This is a genomic window from Streptomyces sp. CGMCC 4.7035 (assembly GCF_031583065.1).
Lineage (GTDB): Bacteria > Actinomycetota > Actinomycetes > Streptomycetales > Streptomycetaceae > Streptomyces > Streptomyces yaanensis.
Genome location: NZ_CP134053.1, coordinates 3,277,065 through 3,292,892, shown reverse-complemented (window position 1 = coordinate 3,292,892; position 15,828 = coordinate 3,277,065). Strand labels below are relative to the sequence as shown.

The 15,828-nt window shown below is 70.2% G+C and carries 13 protein-coding genes; 8 read left to right on the top strand and 5 right to left on the bottom strand.

Features of this window, described 5'->3' with window-relative positions; translation table 11 throughout:
- Positions 1-58: 58 nt before the first annotated feature.
- From Q2K21_RS13860 to Q2K21_RS13845, 4 genes are read right to left on the bottom strand one after another with little or no spacing between them, the layout of a single operon-like run.
- On the bottom strand, positions 59-514 hold the full coding sequence (locus Q2K21_RS13860; protein WP_310770471.1) for a MaoC family dehydratase: 456 nt from the start codon (positions 512-514) through the stop codon (positions 59-61).
- The gene (locus Q2K21_RS13855; RefSeq protein WP_310770469.1) at positions 511-2,037 is read right to left on the bottom strand and encodes an acyl-CoA synthetase; all 1,527 of its coding nucleotides are present in this window, start codon (positions 2,035-2,037) and stop codon (positions 511-513) included. The genes Q2K21_RS13860 and Q2K21_RS13855 overlap by 4 nt, the downstream gene beginning before the upstream one ends.
- Before the next feature lie 10 nt (positions 2,038-2,047).
- Positions 2,048-2,923 carry an amidohydrolase family protein gene (locus Q2K21_RS13850; protein WP_310770467.1) on the bottom strand — a complete coding sequence of 292 codons (876 nt, stop codon included), beginning with the start codon at positions 2,921-2,923 and terminating at the stop codon, positions 2,048-2,050.
- Positions 2,923-3,840: an SDR family NAD(P)-dependent oxidoreductase gene (locus Q2K21_RS13845; protein WP_310770465.1), complete on the bottom strand. Its 918-nt coding sequence runs from the start codon at positions 3,838-3,840 to the stop codon at positions 2,923-2,925. Before Q2K21_RS13845 ends, Q2K21_RS13850 begins: the two co-directional genes overlap by 1 nt.
- Before the next feature lie 219 nt (positions 3,841-4,059).
- Here Q2K21_RS13845 and Q2K21_RS13840 point away from each other — a divergent pair, with 219 nt between their 5' ends.
- The 3 genes from Q2K21_RS13840 to Q2K21_RS13830 all read left to right on the top strand — a co-directional run bounded on the left by Q2K21_RS13840 (position 4,060) and on the right by Q2K21_RS13830 (position 7,232).
- On the top strand, positions 4,060-4,521 hold the full coding sequence (locus tag Q2K21_RS13840) for a MarR family winged helix-turn-helix transcriptional regulator (RefSeq protein ID WP_310770462.1): 462 nt from the start codon (positions 4,060-4,062) through the stop codon (positions 4,519-4,521).
- A gap of 10 nt (positions 4,522-4,531) precedes the next feature.
- Entirely contained in the window at positions 4,532-5,308 is a 777-nt protein-coding gene (locus tag Q2K21_RS13835) for an IclR family transcriptional regulator (protein ID WP_310770460.1), read from the top strand.
- Positions 5,309-5,834: 526 nt separating this feature from the next.
- Positions 5,835-7,232 carry a glycoside hydrolase family 16 protein gene (locus tag Q2K21_RS13830; protein ID WP_310770458.1) on the top strand — a complete coding sequence of 466 codons (1,398 nt, stop codon included), beginning with the start codon at positions 5,835-5,837 and terminating at the stop codon, positions 7,230-7,232.
- A 49-nt stretch (positions 7,233-7,281) separates the two neighbouring features.
- Here the strand turns inward: Q2K21_RS13830 and Q2K21_RS13825 are convergent, their stop codons facing one another.
- Positions 7,282-8,169 (bottom strand): helix-turn-helix domain-containing protein, encoded by an 888-nt coding sequence (locus tag Q2K21_RS13825; protein ID WP_310770456.1) that lies wholly within the window; start codon positions 8,167-8,169, stop codon positions 7,282-7,284.
- A 145-nt stretch (positions 8,170-8,314) separates the two neighbouring features.
- Here Q2K21_RS13825 and tkt point away from each other — a divergent pair, with 145 nt between their 5' ends.
- Genes tkt through pgi form a run of 5 tightly spaced genes read left to right on the top strand, consistent with a single transcriptional unit; the run spans position 8,315 to position 15,826 of the window.
- Positions 8,315-10,390 (top strand): transketolase, encoded by a 2,076-nt coding sequence (tkt, locus tag Q2K21_RS13820; protein WP_310770454.1) that lies wholly within the window; start codon positions 8,315-8,317, stop codon positions 10,388-10,390.
- Between the two features lie 19 nt (positions 10,391-10,409).
- Positions 10,410-11,555, top strand: a complete 1,146-nt coding sequence (gene tal / locus Q2K21_RS13815; protein WP_310770452.1) for a transaldolase — start codon at positions 10,410-10,412, stop codon at positions 11,553-11,555.
- Complete coding sequence (zwf, locus tag Q2K21_RS13810; RefSeq protein WP_310770450.1) at positions 11,552-13,252, top strand: glucose-6-phosphate dehydrogenase; 1,701 nt, start codon at positions 11,552-11,554, stop codon at positions 13,250-13,252. The genes tal and zwf overlap by 4 nt, the downstream gene beginning before the upstream one ends.
- Positions 13,249-14,184, top strand: coding sequence for a glucose-6-phosphate dehydrogenase assembly protein OpcA (gene opcA / locus Q2K21_RS13805; RefSeq protein ID WP_310770448.1), 936 nt, complete (start codon positions 13,249-13,251; stop codon positions 14,182-14,184). The genes zwf and opcA overlap by 4 nt, the downstream gene beginning before the upstream one ends.
- The gene (pgi, locus tag Q2K21_RS13800; RefSeq protein WP_310770446.1) at positions 14,177-15,826 is read left to right on the top strand and encodes a glucose-6-phosphate isomerase; all 1,650 of its coding nucleotides are present in this window, start codon (positions 14,177-14,179) and stop codon (positions 15,824-15,826) included. The genes opcA and pgi overlap by 8 nt, the downstream gene beginning before the upstream one ends.
- Positions 15,827-15,828: the final 2 nt, after the last annotated feature.

Here is a 15,828-nt window from a genome sequence, read left to right as displayed (position 1 = left end):
GTCGGTGGCTGGTCGCGCAGTTCCCCGCGCCCCTCATGGGGCGCGGGGAACCCACCTGTCAGGTGTAGAAGCGCGACAGGCTCTGCAGAACGGCGGCAGGCTTCGCGCCGCCCTCGATCTCAATGGTGCCGTCAACGGTGATCTGGACTCCGCCCGGCACCTCATCGACGGCCGCCAGCTTTCCCACCAGCCGGATGCGGGACCCCACCTTGACCGGCGAGGGGAAACGCACCTTGTTCAGGCCGTAGTTGACCTTCGTCGACACCCCCTCGACCTCCAGCAGTTCGGTGAACAGCGGAATGAACAGCGAGAGGGTCAGGTATCCGTGGGCGATCGGCGCCCCGAAGGGCCCCTCCGCGGCCTTGTCCGGGTCGACGTGGATCCACTGGTGGTCGCCCGTCGCGTCGGCGAAGGTGTCGATCCGCTCCTGGGTGACCTCGATCCACTCGCTGGTGCCGAGGTCACTTCCGGCCAGTTTCTTGAGTTCGTCGAGGCCGTTGACGGTGATGCTCATATGGTTTTCCTTGGCTGGGAGTCGGTCGCGCCGTACCGGGAGCGGACACGGGCCTTGAGGAGTTTTCCCGAGGCGGTGCGCGGGAGTTCGTCCGCGATCACCACCGATTTGGGGATCTTGTATTTGGCGAGCCGCCCGGCGAGGGAGGCGATGACGTCGTCGGGGTCGAGCGTGGTGCCCTCGCGGGGGACGACGACCGCGCGCGGCACCTCGCCCCACTTGTCGTCGGCGACGCCGATGACCGCGCACTCGACGATGTCCGGATGGGTGAGGAGCTGGTCCTCGATCTCGGCGGGGTAGATGTTCTCCCCACCCGAGATGATCATGTCCTTTATGCGGTCGACGATGTACACGTATCCGTCCTCGTCGACCTGGGCCGCGTCCCCGCTGCGGAACCAGCCGTCGGCGAACACGGCCGCGGTCTCCTCGGGCAGTCCCCAGTAGCCGGGCATGACGTGCGGACCGCGCACGACGACCTCGCCGGTCTCGCCGACGTCGACGGGGGTGAGGTCGGGCCGGACGACCCGTACGTCGCTGAAGAAGTGGGGCACCCCGGCCGAACCGGCCTTGCTCACCGCGTGCTCGGCGTCCAGGAAGAGCGTGCCGGGCGCGGCCTCGGTCATGCCGTAACCCTGGAGGAAGGTGAGCCCGCGCTCCTGGTACGCGGCGATCAGCGGGGTCGGCACGGGCGAGCCGCCGCAGGTGAGGATCCGCAGGCTGGACAGGTCGGCCCGGGCCCAGCGCGGATGCCGCGCCACCTGGTCGAACATGGTGGGAACGCCGAACATGAAGGTGATCCGGTGGCGTTCGATCACGTCGAAGGTGGCCTCCGGGTCGAAGGCCTCGACCAGGACGCAGGTGCCGCCCTTGAGCAGGACCGGCAGGGTGAGCATGTTCAGCCCGGCCGTGTGGAACAACGGGGCGCAGACCAGGGCGCGTTCGTCGGCGACGAGGTCGTGGTCGACGAGGACGTTGAACGCGTTCCAGATCAGGTTGCCGTGCGTGAGCATGGCGCCCTTGGGGCGGCCCGTGGTCCCCGAGGTGTACATGATGATGCAGGTGTCGTCGGGGGCGACGGGCTGGTCGATCGTCTCGTCGCTCGCCGCGGTGAGCAACTCCTCGTATTCGGGGCCCACTTCCACGTAGGTACGGACGTCGGTGCTGCCCGGGAGTCCCGCGACGAGGCCGGCGTGCGAGGGCGCGTAGACGAGGGCCTTGGCGCCCGAGTCGGCGAGCTGGTAGGCGATCTCGGGTCCGGCGAGGCGGGTGTTGAGCGGTACGAAGACCGCGCCCAGGGTGCCGGCCGCGAAGAGCGTCTCCAGGTACGCGGGGTGGTTGGGGCCGAGATGGGCGATCCGGTCGCCGCGGCGGACGCCACGGGTGCGCAGCGCGTGCGCGAGGCGGGTGGTGCGCTCGTACAGCTCCGCGTAGGTGATGTTCCGGTCCCCGTGGATCAGGGCGGTGCGGTGCGGGGTCTTGCGGGCCCGGCGTGCGGGCCACGACCCCAGTCCCTCATTGCGCATCTCACGCCCCTTACGGTGTGGTCAGCCCGAGCACTCGGGCGGCGTTCTCCTTGAGGATCTTCGGCCGGACCTCGTCCTTGATCGACAGCTTGGCGAAGTCGGCGAGCCAGCGGTCGGGGGTGAGGACGGGGTAGTCGGAGCCGAAGAGGACCTTGTCCTTCAGCAGTGTGTTGGCGTACTGCACGAGCTGCGGCGGGAAGTACTTCGGCGACCAGCCGGACAGGTCGATGTGAACGCCCGGCTTGTGTGTGGCCACCGCGAGCGCCTCGTCCTGCCAGGGGAAGGACGGATGCGCCAGGATGATCTTCAGATGGGGGAAGTCCGCGGCGACGTCGTCCACGTGGAGGGGGTTGGAGTACTTGAGCCTGATCCCGCCCCCGCCGGGGACTCCGGCGCCGATGCCCGTCTGGCCGGTGTGGAAGAGGGCGATGGTGCCCGTCTCCTCGATCACCTCGTACAGGTCGTACGCCACCGAGCGGTCGTTGGGGAAGAACCCCTGGATGCTGGGGTGGAACTTGAAGCCCTTCACCCCGTACTCCTCGACCATGCGGCGGGCCTGCCGGACCCCCGCCTTGCCGCGGAAGGGGTCGATGGAGGCGAAGGGGATCAGCACGTCCGGGTTGGCGGCGGCGGCCTCGGCGATCTCCTCGTTCGGGACGGGCTCGGTTCCGGTCGCGGACTCGGCGTCGACCGTGAAGACCACGGCGGCCATGTTGCGCTCGCGGTAGTACGCGGCCGTCTCCTCCAAGGTCGGCTTCCGCTTGCCCTCGACCTTGAAGTAGGCGGAGGAGGCGTCGTGGAGGTCGTCGTCCAGGGAGGAGTGGCCTTGGGAGGACACCTCGCAGTGCGTGTGGACGTCGATCGCGACGAGTTGGCCGATGTCCATCACGCCTCCGGGAACTTCGGCGCCGGGATGCCGACGGTCTGCGGCTCCGCGCCTACCGAGGTGGCCCAGACGTCGGCGAGGGTGTCCGGGGACCAGCCGCCGTCCGCGTACGCCGCCCTGATCTCCTGCGGATGCGACCAGAGTGCCACCTTGTCGCCGCCGATGCCGATGGCCTGGCCGGTGACGCCCCGGGCGGCCTCGGAGGCGAGGAAGGGGACGAGGGCGGCGCAGTCCTCGGGGGTGCCGAAGCCCTCGCCCTTGCGCAGGAAGCCGGGCAGCGGCTCGCCGTTCTTCATGGCCTCGACGTAGGGGGCGAAGGCCGGGATGGTCTCGGTCATGGCGGTGGCGGCGACCGGGACGATCGCGTTGACGGTGATGTTCGCCCGGGCCAGCTCCATCGACCAGGTACGGGCCATGGCGGCGATGCCCGCCTTCGCGGCGGCGTAGTTCGTCTGGCCGAAGTTGCCGCGCTGTCCCGCAGGGGAGCCGACCAGGATCAGGCTGCCGCCCTCGCCCTGTTCGCGCATCCGCACGGCGGCGGCCCGGGCGCAGGTGAAGGTGCCCTTGAGATGGGTGGTGATCACCGCGTCGAAGTCGTCGTCGGTCATCTTCCACAGCACCTTGTCCCGCAGGATGCCGGCGTTGGTGACCAGGATGTCGAGCCGGCCGAACTCCTCCACCGCGCGGGCGACCAGCCGGTCGGCGGCCTGCGTGGTGCCGACCGCGACGACCTCGGCGACGGCCTTGCCTCCCGCCTCGGTGACGGACTTGACGGCCTGCTCGGCCACGGCCTCGTCGACGTCGTTCACGACCACGGAGGCGCCGTGGGCGGCCAGGGCGTGCGCGTAGGCCAGGCCGAGGCCACGGCCGCTGCCGGTGACGACGGCCACCTTGCCGGTGAGATCGATGCTGGGCACGAGCGGGTCCCTTCCAGACGGGTCGGCCGCCGGCTGCGCTGCGGCCACCGGCGGCGGGTTGCGAAATCGAAGCTAAGGACAATCATTGTTGTCGTCAATAGTTGTTGCCCACCGGTCTGTGCGGCATGCTGTGGGGAAGCACGCACGTCCCGCCTCCGTCCGGGGGCCCGGCCCAGGGAGCCCGTCATCACCGGCCAGCAGCACGCCGCAGAAATCGCCGTGGGCACTGCCCCCATCGACGCCCGGGAGCCGTGGATGCGCGGGCTGCACTCGGACACGGGCTATCTGCTGTACCGGCTCGGGCTGCGTTCCGGGCAGTTGTTCAACACCTTCCTCCAGGAGTCGGGCCTGCGCCTGCGCCACTACGCGCTGCTGCGTTTCCTCGCCACCTCCGAGGGCGCCCTCCAGCGGGAGCTGAGCACCTCCCTCGGTTACGACCCGAGCGCGATCGTGGGCCTGGTCGACGACCTGGAGAAGCTCGGTTTCGCCGAGCGTCGCCCGTCCCCCGACGACCGGCGCAGCCGCATCGTCGTGCTGACCGAGGCGGGCCGCGCCTTCCTGCGCGACACCGACGAGGCCGGGCTGCGCGTCACCAACGACCTCCTCCAGCCACTCGACGCGGCCGAGCGGGACACCCTGCACGCGCTGCTCCAGAAAGTCGCCGAGACCGGGCTCGGGTGACGCCGCGCCCATGACCACCGACGCCGTGCGGGGACAGGCGGCACGATCGGCGCCCGACCGGCTGCTCGCCGTGCTCGCCGCCTTCGACCACGCGCACCCGGCGCTCTGCCTGACCGACATCAGCCGCCGGGCCGGGCTCACCCTGACCACCGCGCACCGGCTGGTCGGCGCGCTGACCGAGTGGGGCGCGCTGGAGCGGGACGCGGACGGTGTCTACCACGTGGGCCTGCGGCTGTGGGAGGTCGCCGCGCTCGCCCCGCGCGGGCTCGCGCTGCGGCAGGTCGCGCTGCCGTACCTGGAGGACCTGTACGAGGCGACGCACGAGAACGTGCAGCTGGCGGTGCGCGACGGCGCCGAGGTCGTGTACATCGAGTGGATCTCCGGGCGCTCGGCCGTCGGCGTGCACATCCGGGTCGGCGCGCGCTGGCCGCTGCACGCCACCGGGGTGGGGCTCGCGCTGCTGGCCCACAGCGACCAGGCGTTCCAGGAGGAGTACTGCGACGGGCCGCTGGCCGCGTTCACCCCGCACACCATCACGGATCCGGGGCGACTGCGCCGGGAGCTGGCCGAGGTGCGGCGCTCTGGCGTGGCGGTGAGCAGCCGTCAGGTCACCGACGACGCGCTGTCGGTGGCGGCCCCGGTACGCGGACGGGAGGGCGCGGTGACGGCGGCGGTGTCGGTCGTCGTGCCCCGGCTCGGAGCACAGGTGCCGGGGTTGATCCCGGCGGTACGGGTCGCGGCGCGGGGGATCTCGCGGGCGCTGGGATGGCAGCCGCAGTCACACTGAGCGCGTCGCGCGCGGGCGCGGCGGGCTCAAGCGGCCGACCGGGGCAGCCGGTCCCCCTCACCCGCGGCGGACGGACCGCACCGTCGGACGGACACGGACTGCGAACAGCCCTTGCCGCGCGGCGGACACGGAATCGCGGCTCCCGGCCGTAGGGCGGACACGGACACGCAACTCCCGTCCGTACGGCGGACACGGACACGGACACGCAGCAGCCCCGGCCGTACGGCGGACACGGAAACGCAGCAGCCCCAGCCGTACGCCGGACACCGACACGCAGCAGCAGCAGCCCCAGCCGTACAGCGGACCGGAAGGCGGGGAGCGCTCTCCGGCAGCGCGCCGCACGCCTCCCGTTTCATCCCCTGAACTCCCGTACGGCCAAAGGACTTTCTCGGCTTTACCTCTTGACGGCTGGAGTGCCGGAGAGCACATTGGCCGCGCGGCCTGAGAGCGCTCTCAAGACCATCCGTGCACCTCCCCGGCGCTCGGACGCACCCGCACACCCCCACTCCGTACGAAGAGGCAGCCCATGAACGAAACTTCCGGCACACCCGCAAGACGCCGTTCCCTGCGCCGCGCACTCCTGGCCGTACTCGGCACCATGGGTCTGGCCGTGGCCGCCGCCACGGCCGTCACCCTGCCCGCGAACGCCTCCGCCCCCACTCCCCCGTCGGGCTGGACCCAGGTCTTCCTCGACGACTTCAACGGCGCGGCCGGCTCCGGGGTCAGCACCGGCAACTGGCAGTACGACACCGGGACTTCGTATCCGGGCGGCCCCGCCAACTGGGGTACCGGCGAGGTCGAGACGATGACGTCAAGCACGAACAACGTCTCGCTCGACGGCAACGGGAACCTGCGCATCACCCCGCTGCGCGACTCCGCCGGCAACTGGACCTCGGGCCGTATCGAGACCACCCGCACCGACTTCCAGCCCCCGTCCGGCGGCAAGCTGCGGGTCGAGGCCCGCCTCCAGATGCCGAACGTCACCGGCACCGCCGCCGAGGGCTACTGGCCGGCCTTCTGGATGCTGGGAGCACCCTACCGGGGCAACTACCAGAACTGGCCTGGCGTCGGCGAGCTGGACATCATGGAGAACGTCCAGGGCCTGAACAAGGTGTGGGCGACGATGCACTGCGGCACCAACCCGGGCGGCCCGTGCAACGAGACCACCGGCATCGGCAACAACACGGCGTGTCCGGGCACGACGTGTCAGTCCGGCTTCCACACCTACACCATGGAGTGGGACCGCTCGGTGAGCCCCGAGGCGATCCGCTTCTACGTCGACGGCGTCAACTACCACACGGTCACGTCGAGCCAGGTCGACGCGACGACCTGGGCCAATGCCACGAGCCATGGCTTCTTCGTCATCCTGAACGTGGCGATGGGCGGCGCCTTCCCGGACGCGCTCGGCGGCGGTCTGGACAGCGGCACCGAGTCCGGCCACCCGATGGTCGTCGACTACGTGCAGGTCCTCCAGTCCGGTGGGAGCGGTACCACGACCCCGCCCTCCGGCAACCGGGACGCGTACAGCGCGATCCAGGGCGAGTCGTACGACAGCCAGTCCGGTGTGAGCACCGAGACCACCACCGACACCGGCGGCGGCCAGGACATCGGCTCACTGGCGAACGGCGACTGGGCCCTGTACAAGGGCGTCAACTTCGGCTCCACGGCGGCCAAGCAGTTCTACGGCCGGGTCGCGAGCGGTGCGGCGAGCGGGGTGAGCGGACTGGTCGAGGTGCGTCTCGACAGCCGGAGCAACTCCCCCATCGGCAGCTTCGCGGTGGCCAACACGGGCGGCTGGCAGAGCTGGAGGACGGTCCCGGCGAACATCAGCTCCGTCACCGGCACGCATGACGTCTATCTCACCTTCACCAGCGGCCAGGCGAACGACTTCGTGAACGTGAACTGGTTCGACTTCGGCCACTGACAGCACGCGCCGAGAGGGGGGTGGGCCGAGGGCCCGCCCCCTTTTCTTCTCATCTCAGCTCCGCCCGGAACGCCGCCGGGGTCGTGTCCGTGTGCTGGTGGAAGAACTTGGAGAAGTTCGCCGAGTCGGGGAAGCCGACGGCGACGCCGACACGGCCGATCGGCAGGTCCGTGTGGGCGAGCAGGCGTTTGGCCTCCAGGACGACGCGCTTGTCGATGAAGCCCTTGGGCGTCTCGCCGGTGGCGGCGCGGACGGCGCGGACCAGGGTGCGGCGGGAGTAGCCGAGGGCGTCGGCGTACGCGCTGACGCTGTGGTTGGTCGCGAAGTCCTTCTCGACCGCATCCCGGAAACGGGTGAAGGTGGTGTCGGCCTGCCGGCGGGCCGCCTCGGCCGAGCTCGCCGCGAGATGTGCGAGCCGCAGCAGGAACGCGGTCAGGGAGTGGCGCAGTACCGCCGTGTGCAGGCTCAGCGGCAGCGTGGTGGTGTCCTCGTACTCGCGTTGCAGCTGCGCGAGCGAGGCCCTGAGGCCGGCGCACTGGTCCGGGTCCGGGCGCAGCAGGGGCGACAGGTCGTAGCGGTACAGGCCCGTGGCCTCCACCGTGGCGCGCGGCAGGAAGCCGGGCTGCATGGCCAGGACGGTGCCGCGGTACTCGCTCGTCCGGGAGAAGCGGTGGACCTGCCCGGGCCGGATCCACAAGAGGTCACCGGCGCCCACCTCGTACTCGGCGAAGTCCACCATGTGCGTCACGGGGCCGCCGCTGAAGAGCATCACCACGTGGAAGTCGATGCGGTGGACGCGTTCCAGCGGCCCGTCGGCGTGCCAGACACGGCCGGGATCCATGGGTCCCACCTGCATGCCGACGCCGCAGACGCTCAGATCGACAGGGAAGGGGTATGTCCTGATCCCGTCGCCGTCTTGGGTGGTTCTGTCTGCCATGTCCTTCTCGCGCCGTCTCGATCCTGCTGCCGATGTCCCACTTTCACCGAAGACTGACACACGGGGACCTTCCCCAGCAAAAGTCAGACTTTTAGGTTTGAACGCGTTCCACCAGAGATTCCCCATCCAGTGAGGACTTCTTGAAATGAGCGCGCAGAGCCACGACGGTTTCGAATGGACCGAGCTCGACCGGCGAGCCGTCGACACGGCCCGCGTCCTGGCCGCCGACGCGGTACAGAAGGTCGGCAACGGCCACCCGGGCACCGCGATGAGCCTGGCCCCGGCGGCATACACCATCTTTCAGAAGCTGATGCGACACGATCCCGCGGACCCCGAGTGGACCGGCCGTGACCGCTTCGTCCTCTCCCCCGGCCACACCTCGCTGACCCTCTACACCCAGCTCTTCCTCTCCGGATACGAGCTGGAGCTGGACGACCTGAAGTCGTTCCGTACCCACGGCTCCAAGACGCCCGGCCACCCCGAGTACGGGCACACCGCCGGCGTCGAGACCACCACCGGACCGCTCGGCCAGGGCCTCGTCAACGCGGTGGGCATGGCGATGGCCGCCCGCTACGAGCGCGGCCTGTTCGACCCGGAGGCGCCCGAGGGCACCTCCCCCTTCGACCACACCATCTGGGCGATCGTCTCCGACGGCGACCTGGAGGAGGGCATCTCCGCGGAGGCCTCCTCGCTCGCCGGCCACCAGAAGCTCGGCAACCTCGTCTTCCTCTACGACGACAACCACATCTCCATCGAGGGCGACACCGCGACGGCCTTCTCCGAGGACGTGCTGAGGCGGTACGAGGCCTACGGCTGGCACGTCCAGCGCATCGAGCCCGCCGAGAGCGGCGACATCGACGTCCACGCGCTGTACGCGGCGCTGAAGGCGGCGCAGGCCGAGACCGAGCGCCCCTCGATCATCGCGATGCGCACGATCATCGCCTGGCCCGCCCCGAACGCGCAGAACACCGAGGCGTCCCACGGCTCGGCCCTCGGCGCCGACGAGGTCGCCGCCACCAAGCGCGTCCTCGGTTTCGACCCGGAGAAGACCTTCGAGGTCGCGGACGAGGTCCTCGCCCACACCCGCCAGGCCCTGGACCGCGGCGCCGAGGCGCACGCCGCCTGGGACAAGCGGATCGCCGAGTGGCGCACCGCCCAGCCGGAGCGCGCGAAGCTGTTCGACCGCGTCGTGGCCGGTCAGCTGCCCAAGGGCTGGGAGCAGGCGCTGCCGGTCTTCGAGGCGGGCACCTCCGTCGCCACGCGTGCCGCCTCCGGCAAGGTCCTCCAGGCGCTGGGTGCGGTCGTCCCCGAGCTGTGGGGCGGCTCCGCCGACCTGGCCGGCTCGAACAACACGACCATCGACAAGAACAGCTCGTTCCTGCCGAAGGGCAACCCGCTGCCGGAGGCCGACCCGTACGGCCGCACGGTCCACTTCGGCATCCGTGAGTTCTCGATGGCCGCGGAGATGAACGGCATCGCGCTGCACGGCAACACCCGTATCTACGGCGGCACCTTCCTGGTGTTCTCCGACTACATGCGCAACGCCGTGCGCATGTCCGCCCTGATGCAGCTCCCGGTGACGTACGTGTGGACGCACGACTCCATCGGCCTGGGCGAGGACGGCCCCACCCACCAGCCCGTCGAGCACCTGGCCTCGCTGCGCGCCATCCCGGGCCTGAACATCGTCCGCCCGGCCGATGCCAACGAGACCGCGATCGCCTGGGCCGAGATCCTCAAGCGGCACTCCACGAAGCCGGCCCCGCACGGCCTCGCGCTCAGCCGCCAGGGCCTGCCGACGTACGCCCCCAACCCGGAGGCGGCGAAGGGCGGTTACATCCTGAAGGAGTCCTCCACCGAGGCCCCGGACGTCATCCTCATCGCCACCGGCTCCGAGGTGCAGCTCGCCGTCGCCGCGCGCGAGCTGCTGGAGGCCGAGGGCGTGGGTACCCGGGTGGTGTCGATGCCGTCCGTGGAGTGGTTCGAGGAGCAGCCCGCCGAGTACCGCGAGCAGGTCCTTCCCTCCTCCGTGAAGGCCCGCGTGGCCGTCGAGGCAGGTATCGGACTGACCTGGTACCGGTACGTCGGTGACAACGGACGCATCGTCTCCCTGGAGCACTTCGGCGCCTCCGCCGACGCCAAGACCTTGTTCGCCGAGTACGGCTTCACGCCCGAGAACGTGGCCGCCGCCGCCCGGGAATCCCTCGCCGCCGTTCGCGGTTGATCAGATCGCAAGAAAGAAGATGATCACAGTGACCGAAGCAACCGCAGTCGCGGAGCCCCTGAAGCGCCTGTCCGACGAGGGCGTCTCGATCTGGCTGGACGACCTGTCCCGCAAGCGGATCGCGTCCGGCAACCTCGCCGAACTCGTCGCGACGAAGCACGTGGTGGGCGTCACCACCAACCCGTCCATCTTCCAGGCCGCCATCGGCTCCGGAGAGGGCTACGAGGAGCAGCTGGCCGATCTGGCCGTGCGCGGCGTGACGGTCGACGAGGCCGTGCGCATGATGACCACCGCCGACGTCCGCGCCGCCGCCGACATCCTGCGGCCCGTGTACGACGCGACGGGCGGCCGGGACGGCCGGGTCTCCATCGAGGTCGACCCGCGCCTGGCGCACGACACCCGGGCCACCGTCGCCGAGGCCAGGCAGCTCGCCTGGCTGGTCGACCGCCCGAACGTGATGATCAAGATCCCGGCGACCCGGGCGGGCCTCCCGGCGATCACCGAGGTCATCGGCCTCGGCATCAGCGTCAATGTCACGCTGATCTTCTCGCTGGAGCGCTACCGCGAGGTCATGGACGCCTATCTGGCCGGCCTGGAGAAGGCCCGGGCGGCCGGGCACGACCTGTCCGCCATCCACTCCGTCGCCTCCTTCTTCGTCTCCCGCGTCGACAGCGAGATCGACAAGCGCCTGACGAAGCTCGGCACCAACGAGGCCCTCGCGCTCAAGGGGCGGGCGGCGCTCGCCAACGCACGGCTCGCCTACGAGGCGTACGAGGAGGTCTTCGCCGGTGAGCGCTGGCTCGCCGTGGCCGGCGCCGGCGCCAACAAGCAGCGCCCGCTGTGGGCGTCGACCGGCGTGAAGGACCCGGCGTACAAGGACACCATGTACGTGGACGAGCTGGTCGCGCCCGGCACGGTCAACACCATGCCGGAGGCCACGCTGAACGCCACCGCCGACCACGGCGACGTCCAGGGCGACACGGTGACCGGCGGCTACGCGCAGGCCCGCGCCGACCTCGCGGCCGTCGAGGCGCTCGGGATCTCGTACGACGAGGTCGTGCAGCAACTGGAGGACGAGGGCGTCGCCAAGTTCGAGGTGGCCTGGCAGGACCTGCTGGACGCCGTGACGACGTCGCTGAAGAGCAAGGGGGTCGAAGGGGAATGAGCAAGGAACTTCCCGAACAGACGGCCGCACAGGCCGAGGCGACGGCCCAGGATGGGGCCGTGAGCAAGGCCCCGGGGGCCGAGCAGGCTCAGACCAAGGCCCCGGAGGCGGGGAAGGCCACGGCCAAGGCTTCGGAGGCCAAGAAGGGCGCAACCGTGGAGACGATCTCCGCCGACGACTGGGACAACCCGCTCCGCGACGCCCGCGACCGCCGTCTGCCCCGCATCGCGGGCCCCTCCGGCCTGGTCATCTTCGGCGTCACCGGCGACCTGTCCCGCAAGAAGCTGATGCCGGCCGTGTACGACCTCGCCAACCGGGGTCTGCTGCCGCCGGGCTTCTCACTCGTCGGGTTCGCCCGGCGCGACTGGGCGGACCAGGACTTCGCCCAGGTGGTGCACGACGCCGTGCGCGAGCACGCCCGCACCGAGTTCCGCGAGGAGGTCTGGCAGCAGCTCGCCGAGGGCATGCGGTTCATCCCGGGCGACTTCGACGACGACACCGCGTTCAAGCAGCTGCGGTCCGCCGTCGACGAGCTGGACGCCTCCCGGGGCACCAATGGCAACTACGCGTTCTACCTCTCCGTACCGCCGAAGTTCTTCCCGAAGGTCGTCCAGCAGCTCAAGAAGCACGGTCTCGCGGACGCTCCGGAGGGCTCCTGGCGGCGCGCGGTCATCGAGAAGCCGTTCGGCCACGACCTGGCGAGCGCGCGCGAGCTGAACGCGATCGTGCACGACGTGTTCGAGCCGGACCAGGTCTTCCGCATCGACCACTACCTGGGCAAGGAGACCGTCCAGAACGTCCTGGCGCTCCGCTTCGCCAACCAGATGTACGAGCCGATCTGGAACCGGTCGTACGTCGACCACGTCCAGATCACCATGGCCGAGGACATCGGGATCGGCGGCCGTGCCGGGTACTACGACGGCATCGGCTCCGCCCGGGACGTCATCCAGAACCACCTGCTCCAGCTGATGGCCCTCACGGCCATGGAGGAGCCCATCGCCTTCGACGCCGAGGCGCTCGTCACCGAGAAGCTGAAGGTGCTCAAGTCGGTGAAGCTGCCGGAGGACCTCGGCGGTCACACGGTGCGCGGGCAGTACGCGACCGGCTGGCAGGGCGGCGAGAAGGTGGTCGGCTACCTCCAGGAGGAGGGCATCGACCCCGCGTCGAAGACCGACACGTACGCCGCGATCAAGCTGGAGGTCGACAACCGCCGCTGGGCGGGCGTCCCCTTCTACCTGCGCACCGGCAAGCGCCTGGGCCGCCGGGTCACCGAGATCGCGGTGGTCTTCCAGCGGGCGCCCCACTCGCCGTTCGACTCCACGGCCACCGAGGAGCTCGGCGAGAACGCGATCGTCATCCGGGTGCAGCCCGACGAGGGCATGACCGTGCGGTTCGGTTCCAAGGTTCCGGGCACCTCGATGGAGATCCGGGACGTCACGATGGACTTCGCCTACGGCGAGTCGTTCACCGAGTCCAGCCCGGAGGCGTACGAACGGCTGATCCTGGACGTACTGCTCGGCGACGCCAACCTGTTCCCCCGCACCGAGGAGGTGGAGGAGTCCTGGAGGATCCTCGACCCGATCGAGGAGTACTGGGACGAGCACGGCAAGCCCGCGCAGTACCCCTCGGGCAGCTGGGGCCCGAAGGAAGCCGACGAGATGCTCGCACGAGACGGACGGAGCTGGCGCAGGCCATGAAGATCGACCTGACCGACACCACGGCAAGCAAGATCAACAAGGCGCTGGTGCAGGGCCGCCGCGCCCTCGGCACCCCCGCCGTGGGCATGGTCCTGACGATGGTCATCGTGACCGACGAGGAGAACGCCTACGACTCGATCAAGGCGGCCGAGGAGGCCTCGCACGAGCACCCCTCGCGCACCCTGGTCGTCATCAAGCGGCACTCCCGCACCTCGCGCGACCGCACCCGGTCGCACCTGGACGCGGAGGTCCGGGTGGGCGCCGACGCCGGCACCGGCGAGACGGTCGTGCTGCGCATGTACGGCGAGGTGTCCGACCACGCCGACTCGGTGGTCCTGCCGCTGCTGCTGCCGGACGCGCCCGTCGTCGTGTGGTGGCCGGTGGACGCGCCGGACAACCCGTCCAAGGACCCGCTGGGCGCCCTCGCCCAGCGCCGGATCACCGACCTGTACGCCGTCGAGGACCCGCTGGCCGTGCTGGCGACCCGGGTCGACACGTACGCGCCGGGCGACACCGACCTGGCCTGGACCCGGCTGACGCCGTGGCGGTCGCTGCTGGCCGCCGCTCTCGACCAGGCCCGTATGAAGGTGACCTCCGCGGCCGTGGAGGCCGAGGCCGAGAACCCGGCCGCCGAGCTGCTGGCCCGCTGGCTGGGTACCCGGCTCCAGGTGCCCGTGGAGCGGATCGTCACCGCCGGACCGGTCGTCACGGCCGTACGCCTCGGCACCGAGAAGGGCGAGATCGTCATCGACCGCCCCGAGGGCCCGCTGGCCACACTTCACCTGCCGGGCCAGCCCCCGCGCACCATGGCGCTGAAGGTGCGCCCCACCTCCGAACTGATCGCCGAGGAGCTGCGCCGCCTCGACGCGGACGACATGTACGCCATCGCCCTGCGCGGCGAGGGCCCCAAGGAGAACGCCCACCATGTCTGACCACCCCAGGCTCATCCGCCGCCCCGAGTGGACGGCCCTGGAGGACCACCGCGCGGGGGCGCTGCTCCACCCGGACCTGCGTGAGATGTTCGACCGGGACCCCGAGCGGGCCGAGCGTTACACCGTGCGCGTCGGCGACCTGCTCGTCGACTACTCCAAGAACCTGATCAACGACGAGACCCTCGCCCTGCTCCAGGAACTGGCCACCGCCACCGACGTGTTCGGGCTGCGCGACGCCATGTTCCACGGCGAGAGGATCAACATCACCGAGGACCGCGCGGTCCTGCACACCGCGCTGCGCGCCCCGCGGAACGCGGTGATCGAGGTCGACGGCGAGAACGTGGTGCCCCAGGTCCACGCGGTGCTCGACAAGATGACGGCCTTCGCCGACCGCGTCCGCTCGGGCGAGTGGACCGGCCACACCGGCAAGCGGATCCGCAATGTCGTCAACATCGGCATCGGCGGCTCCGACCTCGGCCCCGCGATGGCGTACGAGGCACTGCGCGCCTACTCCGACCGCTCACTGACCTTCCGGTTCGTCTCCAACGTGGACGGCGCGGACCTGCACGAGGCGGTCAGGGACCTGGACCCGGCGGAGACTCTGTTCATCGTCGCGTCCAAGACGTTCACCACGATCGAGACGATCACCAACGCGACCTCCGCCAGGACCTGGCTGCTCAAGGGGCTGGACGGCGACGAAAAGGCGGTCGCCAAGCACTTCGTCGCCCTGTCGACGAACGCCGGGAAGGTCGCCGAGTTCGGCATCGACCCTGACAACATGTTCGAGTTCTGGGACTGGGTCGGCGGCCGCTACTCCTACGACTCGGCGATCGGCCTGTCCTTGATGATCGCGATCGGCCCGGAGCGGTTCCGCGAGATGCTCGACGGCTTCCACCTCGTCGACGAGCACTTCCGCACCGCGCCCGCCGAGGCCAACGCGCCGCTGATCCTGGGCCTGCTGGGCATCTGGTACGGCAATTTCTTCGGCGCCCAGTCGCACGCGGTGCTGCCGTACTCCCACTACCTGTCCAAGTTCACCGCCTACCTCCAGCAGCTCGACATGGAGTCCAACGGCAAGTCGGTGGACCGCGACGGGCACCCGGTGGAGTGGCAGACCGGCCCGGTGGTGTGGGGTACGCCCGGCACCAACGGCCAGCACGCCTACTACCAGCTGCTCCACCAGGGCACCAAGGTGATCCCGGCCGACCTGATCGGCTTCGCGAACCCGGTCGACGAGCTGAGCGACGAACTCAAGGCGCAGCACGACCTGTTGATGGCCAACCTGTTCGCGCAGGGCCAGGCCCTCGCCTTCGGCAAGACGGCCGCCGAGGTACGGGCGGAGGGTGTACCGGAGGCGCAGGTGCCGCACCGCACCTTCCGTGGCAACCACCCCACCACCACGATCCTCGCCGCCGAGCTGACCCCCTCGGTCCTCGGCCAGCTCATCGCCCTCTACGAGCACAAGGTGTTCGTCCAGGGCGCCGTCTGGAACATCGACTCCTTCGACCAGTGGGGCGTCGAGCTCGGCAAGGTCCTCGCCAAGCGCGTCGAGCCCGCGCTGACCGAGGGCGCGCACGTCCCCGGCCTCGATGCCTCCACCACCGCCCTCGTGGCCGCTTACCGCACACTCAGGAAGAAGTGAAC

What these genes read in the sequence shown, in the direction of transcription:
- Q2K21_RS13860 (WP_310770471.1), bottom strand. Translation starts at nt 514, where the DNA reads ATGAGCATCACCGTCAACGGCCTCGACGAACTCAAGAAACTGGCCGGA.
- Q2K21_RS13855 (WP_310770469.1), bottom strand. Translation starts at nt 2,037, where the DNA reads ATGCGCAATGAGGGACTGGGGTCGTGGCCCGCACGCCGGGCCCGCAAG.
- Q2K21_RS13850 (WP_310770467.1), bottom strand. Translation starts at nt 2,923, where the DNA reads ATGGACATCGGCCAACTCGTCGCGATCGACGTCCACACGCACTGCGAG.
- Q2K21_RS13835 (WP_310770460.1), top strand. Translation starts at nt 4,532, where the DNA reads ATGACCACCGACGCCGTGCGGGGACAGGCGGCACGATCGGCGCCCGAC.
- Q2K21_RS13830 (WP_310770458.1), top strand. Translation starts at nt 5,835, where the DNA reads ATGAACGAAACTTCCGGCACACCCGCAAGACGCCGTTCCCTGCGCCGC.
- Q2K21_RS13825 (WP_310770456.1), bottom strand. Translation starts at nt 8,169, where the DNA reads ATGGCAGACAGAACCACCCAAGACGGCGACGGGATCAGGACATACCCC.
- tkt (WP_310770454.1), top strand. Translation starts at nt 8,315, where the DNA reads ATGAGCGCGCAGAGCCACGACGGTTTCGAATGGACCGAGCTCGACCGG.
- tal (WP_310770452.1), top strand. Translation starts at nt 10,410, where the DNA reads ATGATCACAGTGACCGAAGCAACCGCAGTCGCGGAGCCCCTGAAGCGC.
- zwf (WP_310770450.1), top strand. Translation starts at nt 11,552, where the DNA reads ATGAGCAAGGAACTTCCCGAACAGACGGCCGCACAGGCCGAGGCGACG.
- opcA (WP_310770448.1), top strand. Translation starts at nt 13,249, where the DNA reads ATGAAGATCGACCTGACCGACACCACGGCAAGCAAGATCAACAAGGCG.
- pgi (WP_310770446.1), top strand. Translation starts at nt 14,177, where the DNA reads ATGTCTGACCACCCCAGGCTCATCCGCCGCCCCGAGTGGACGGCCCTG.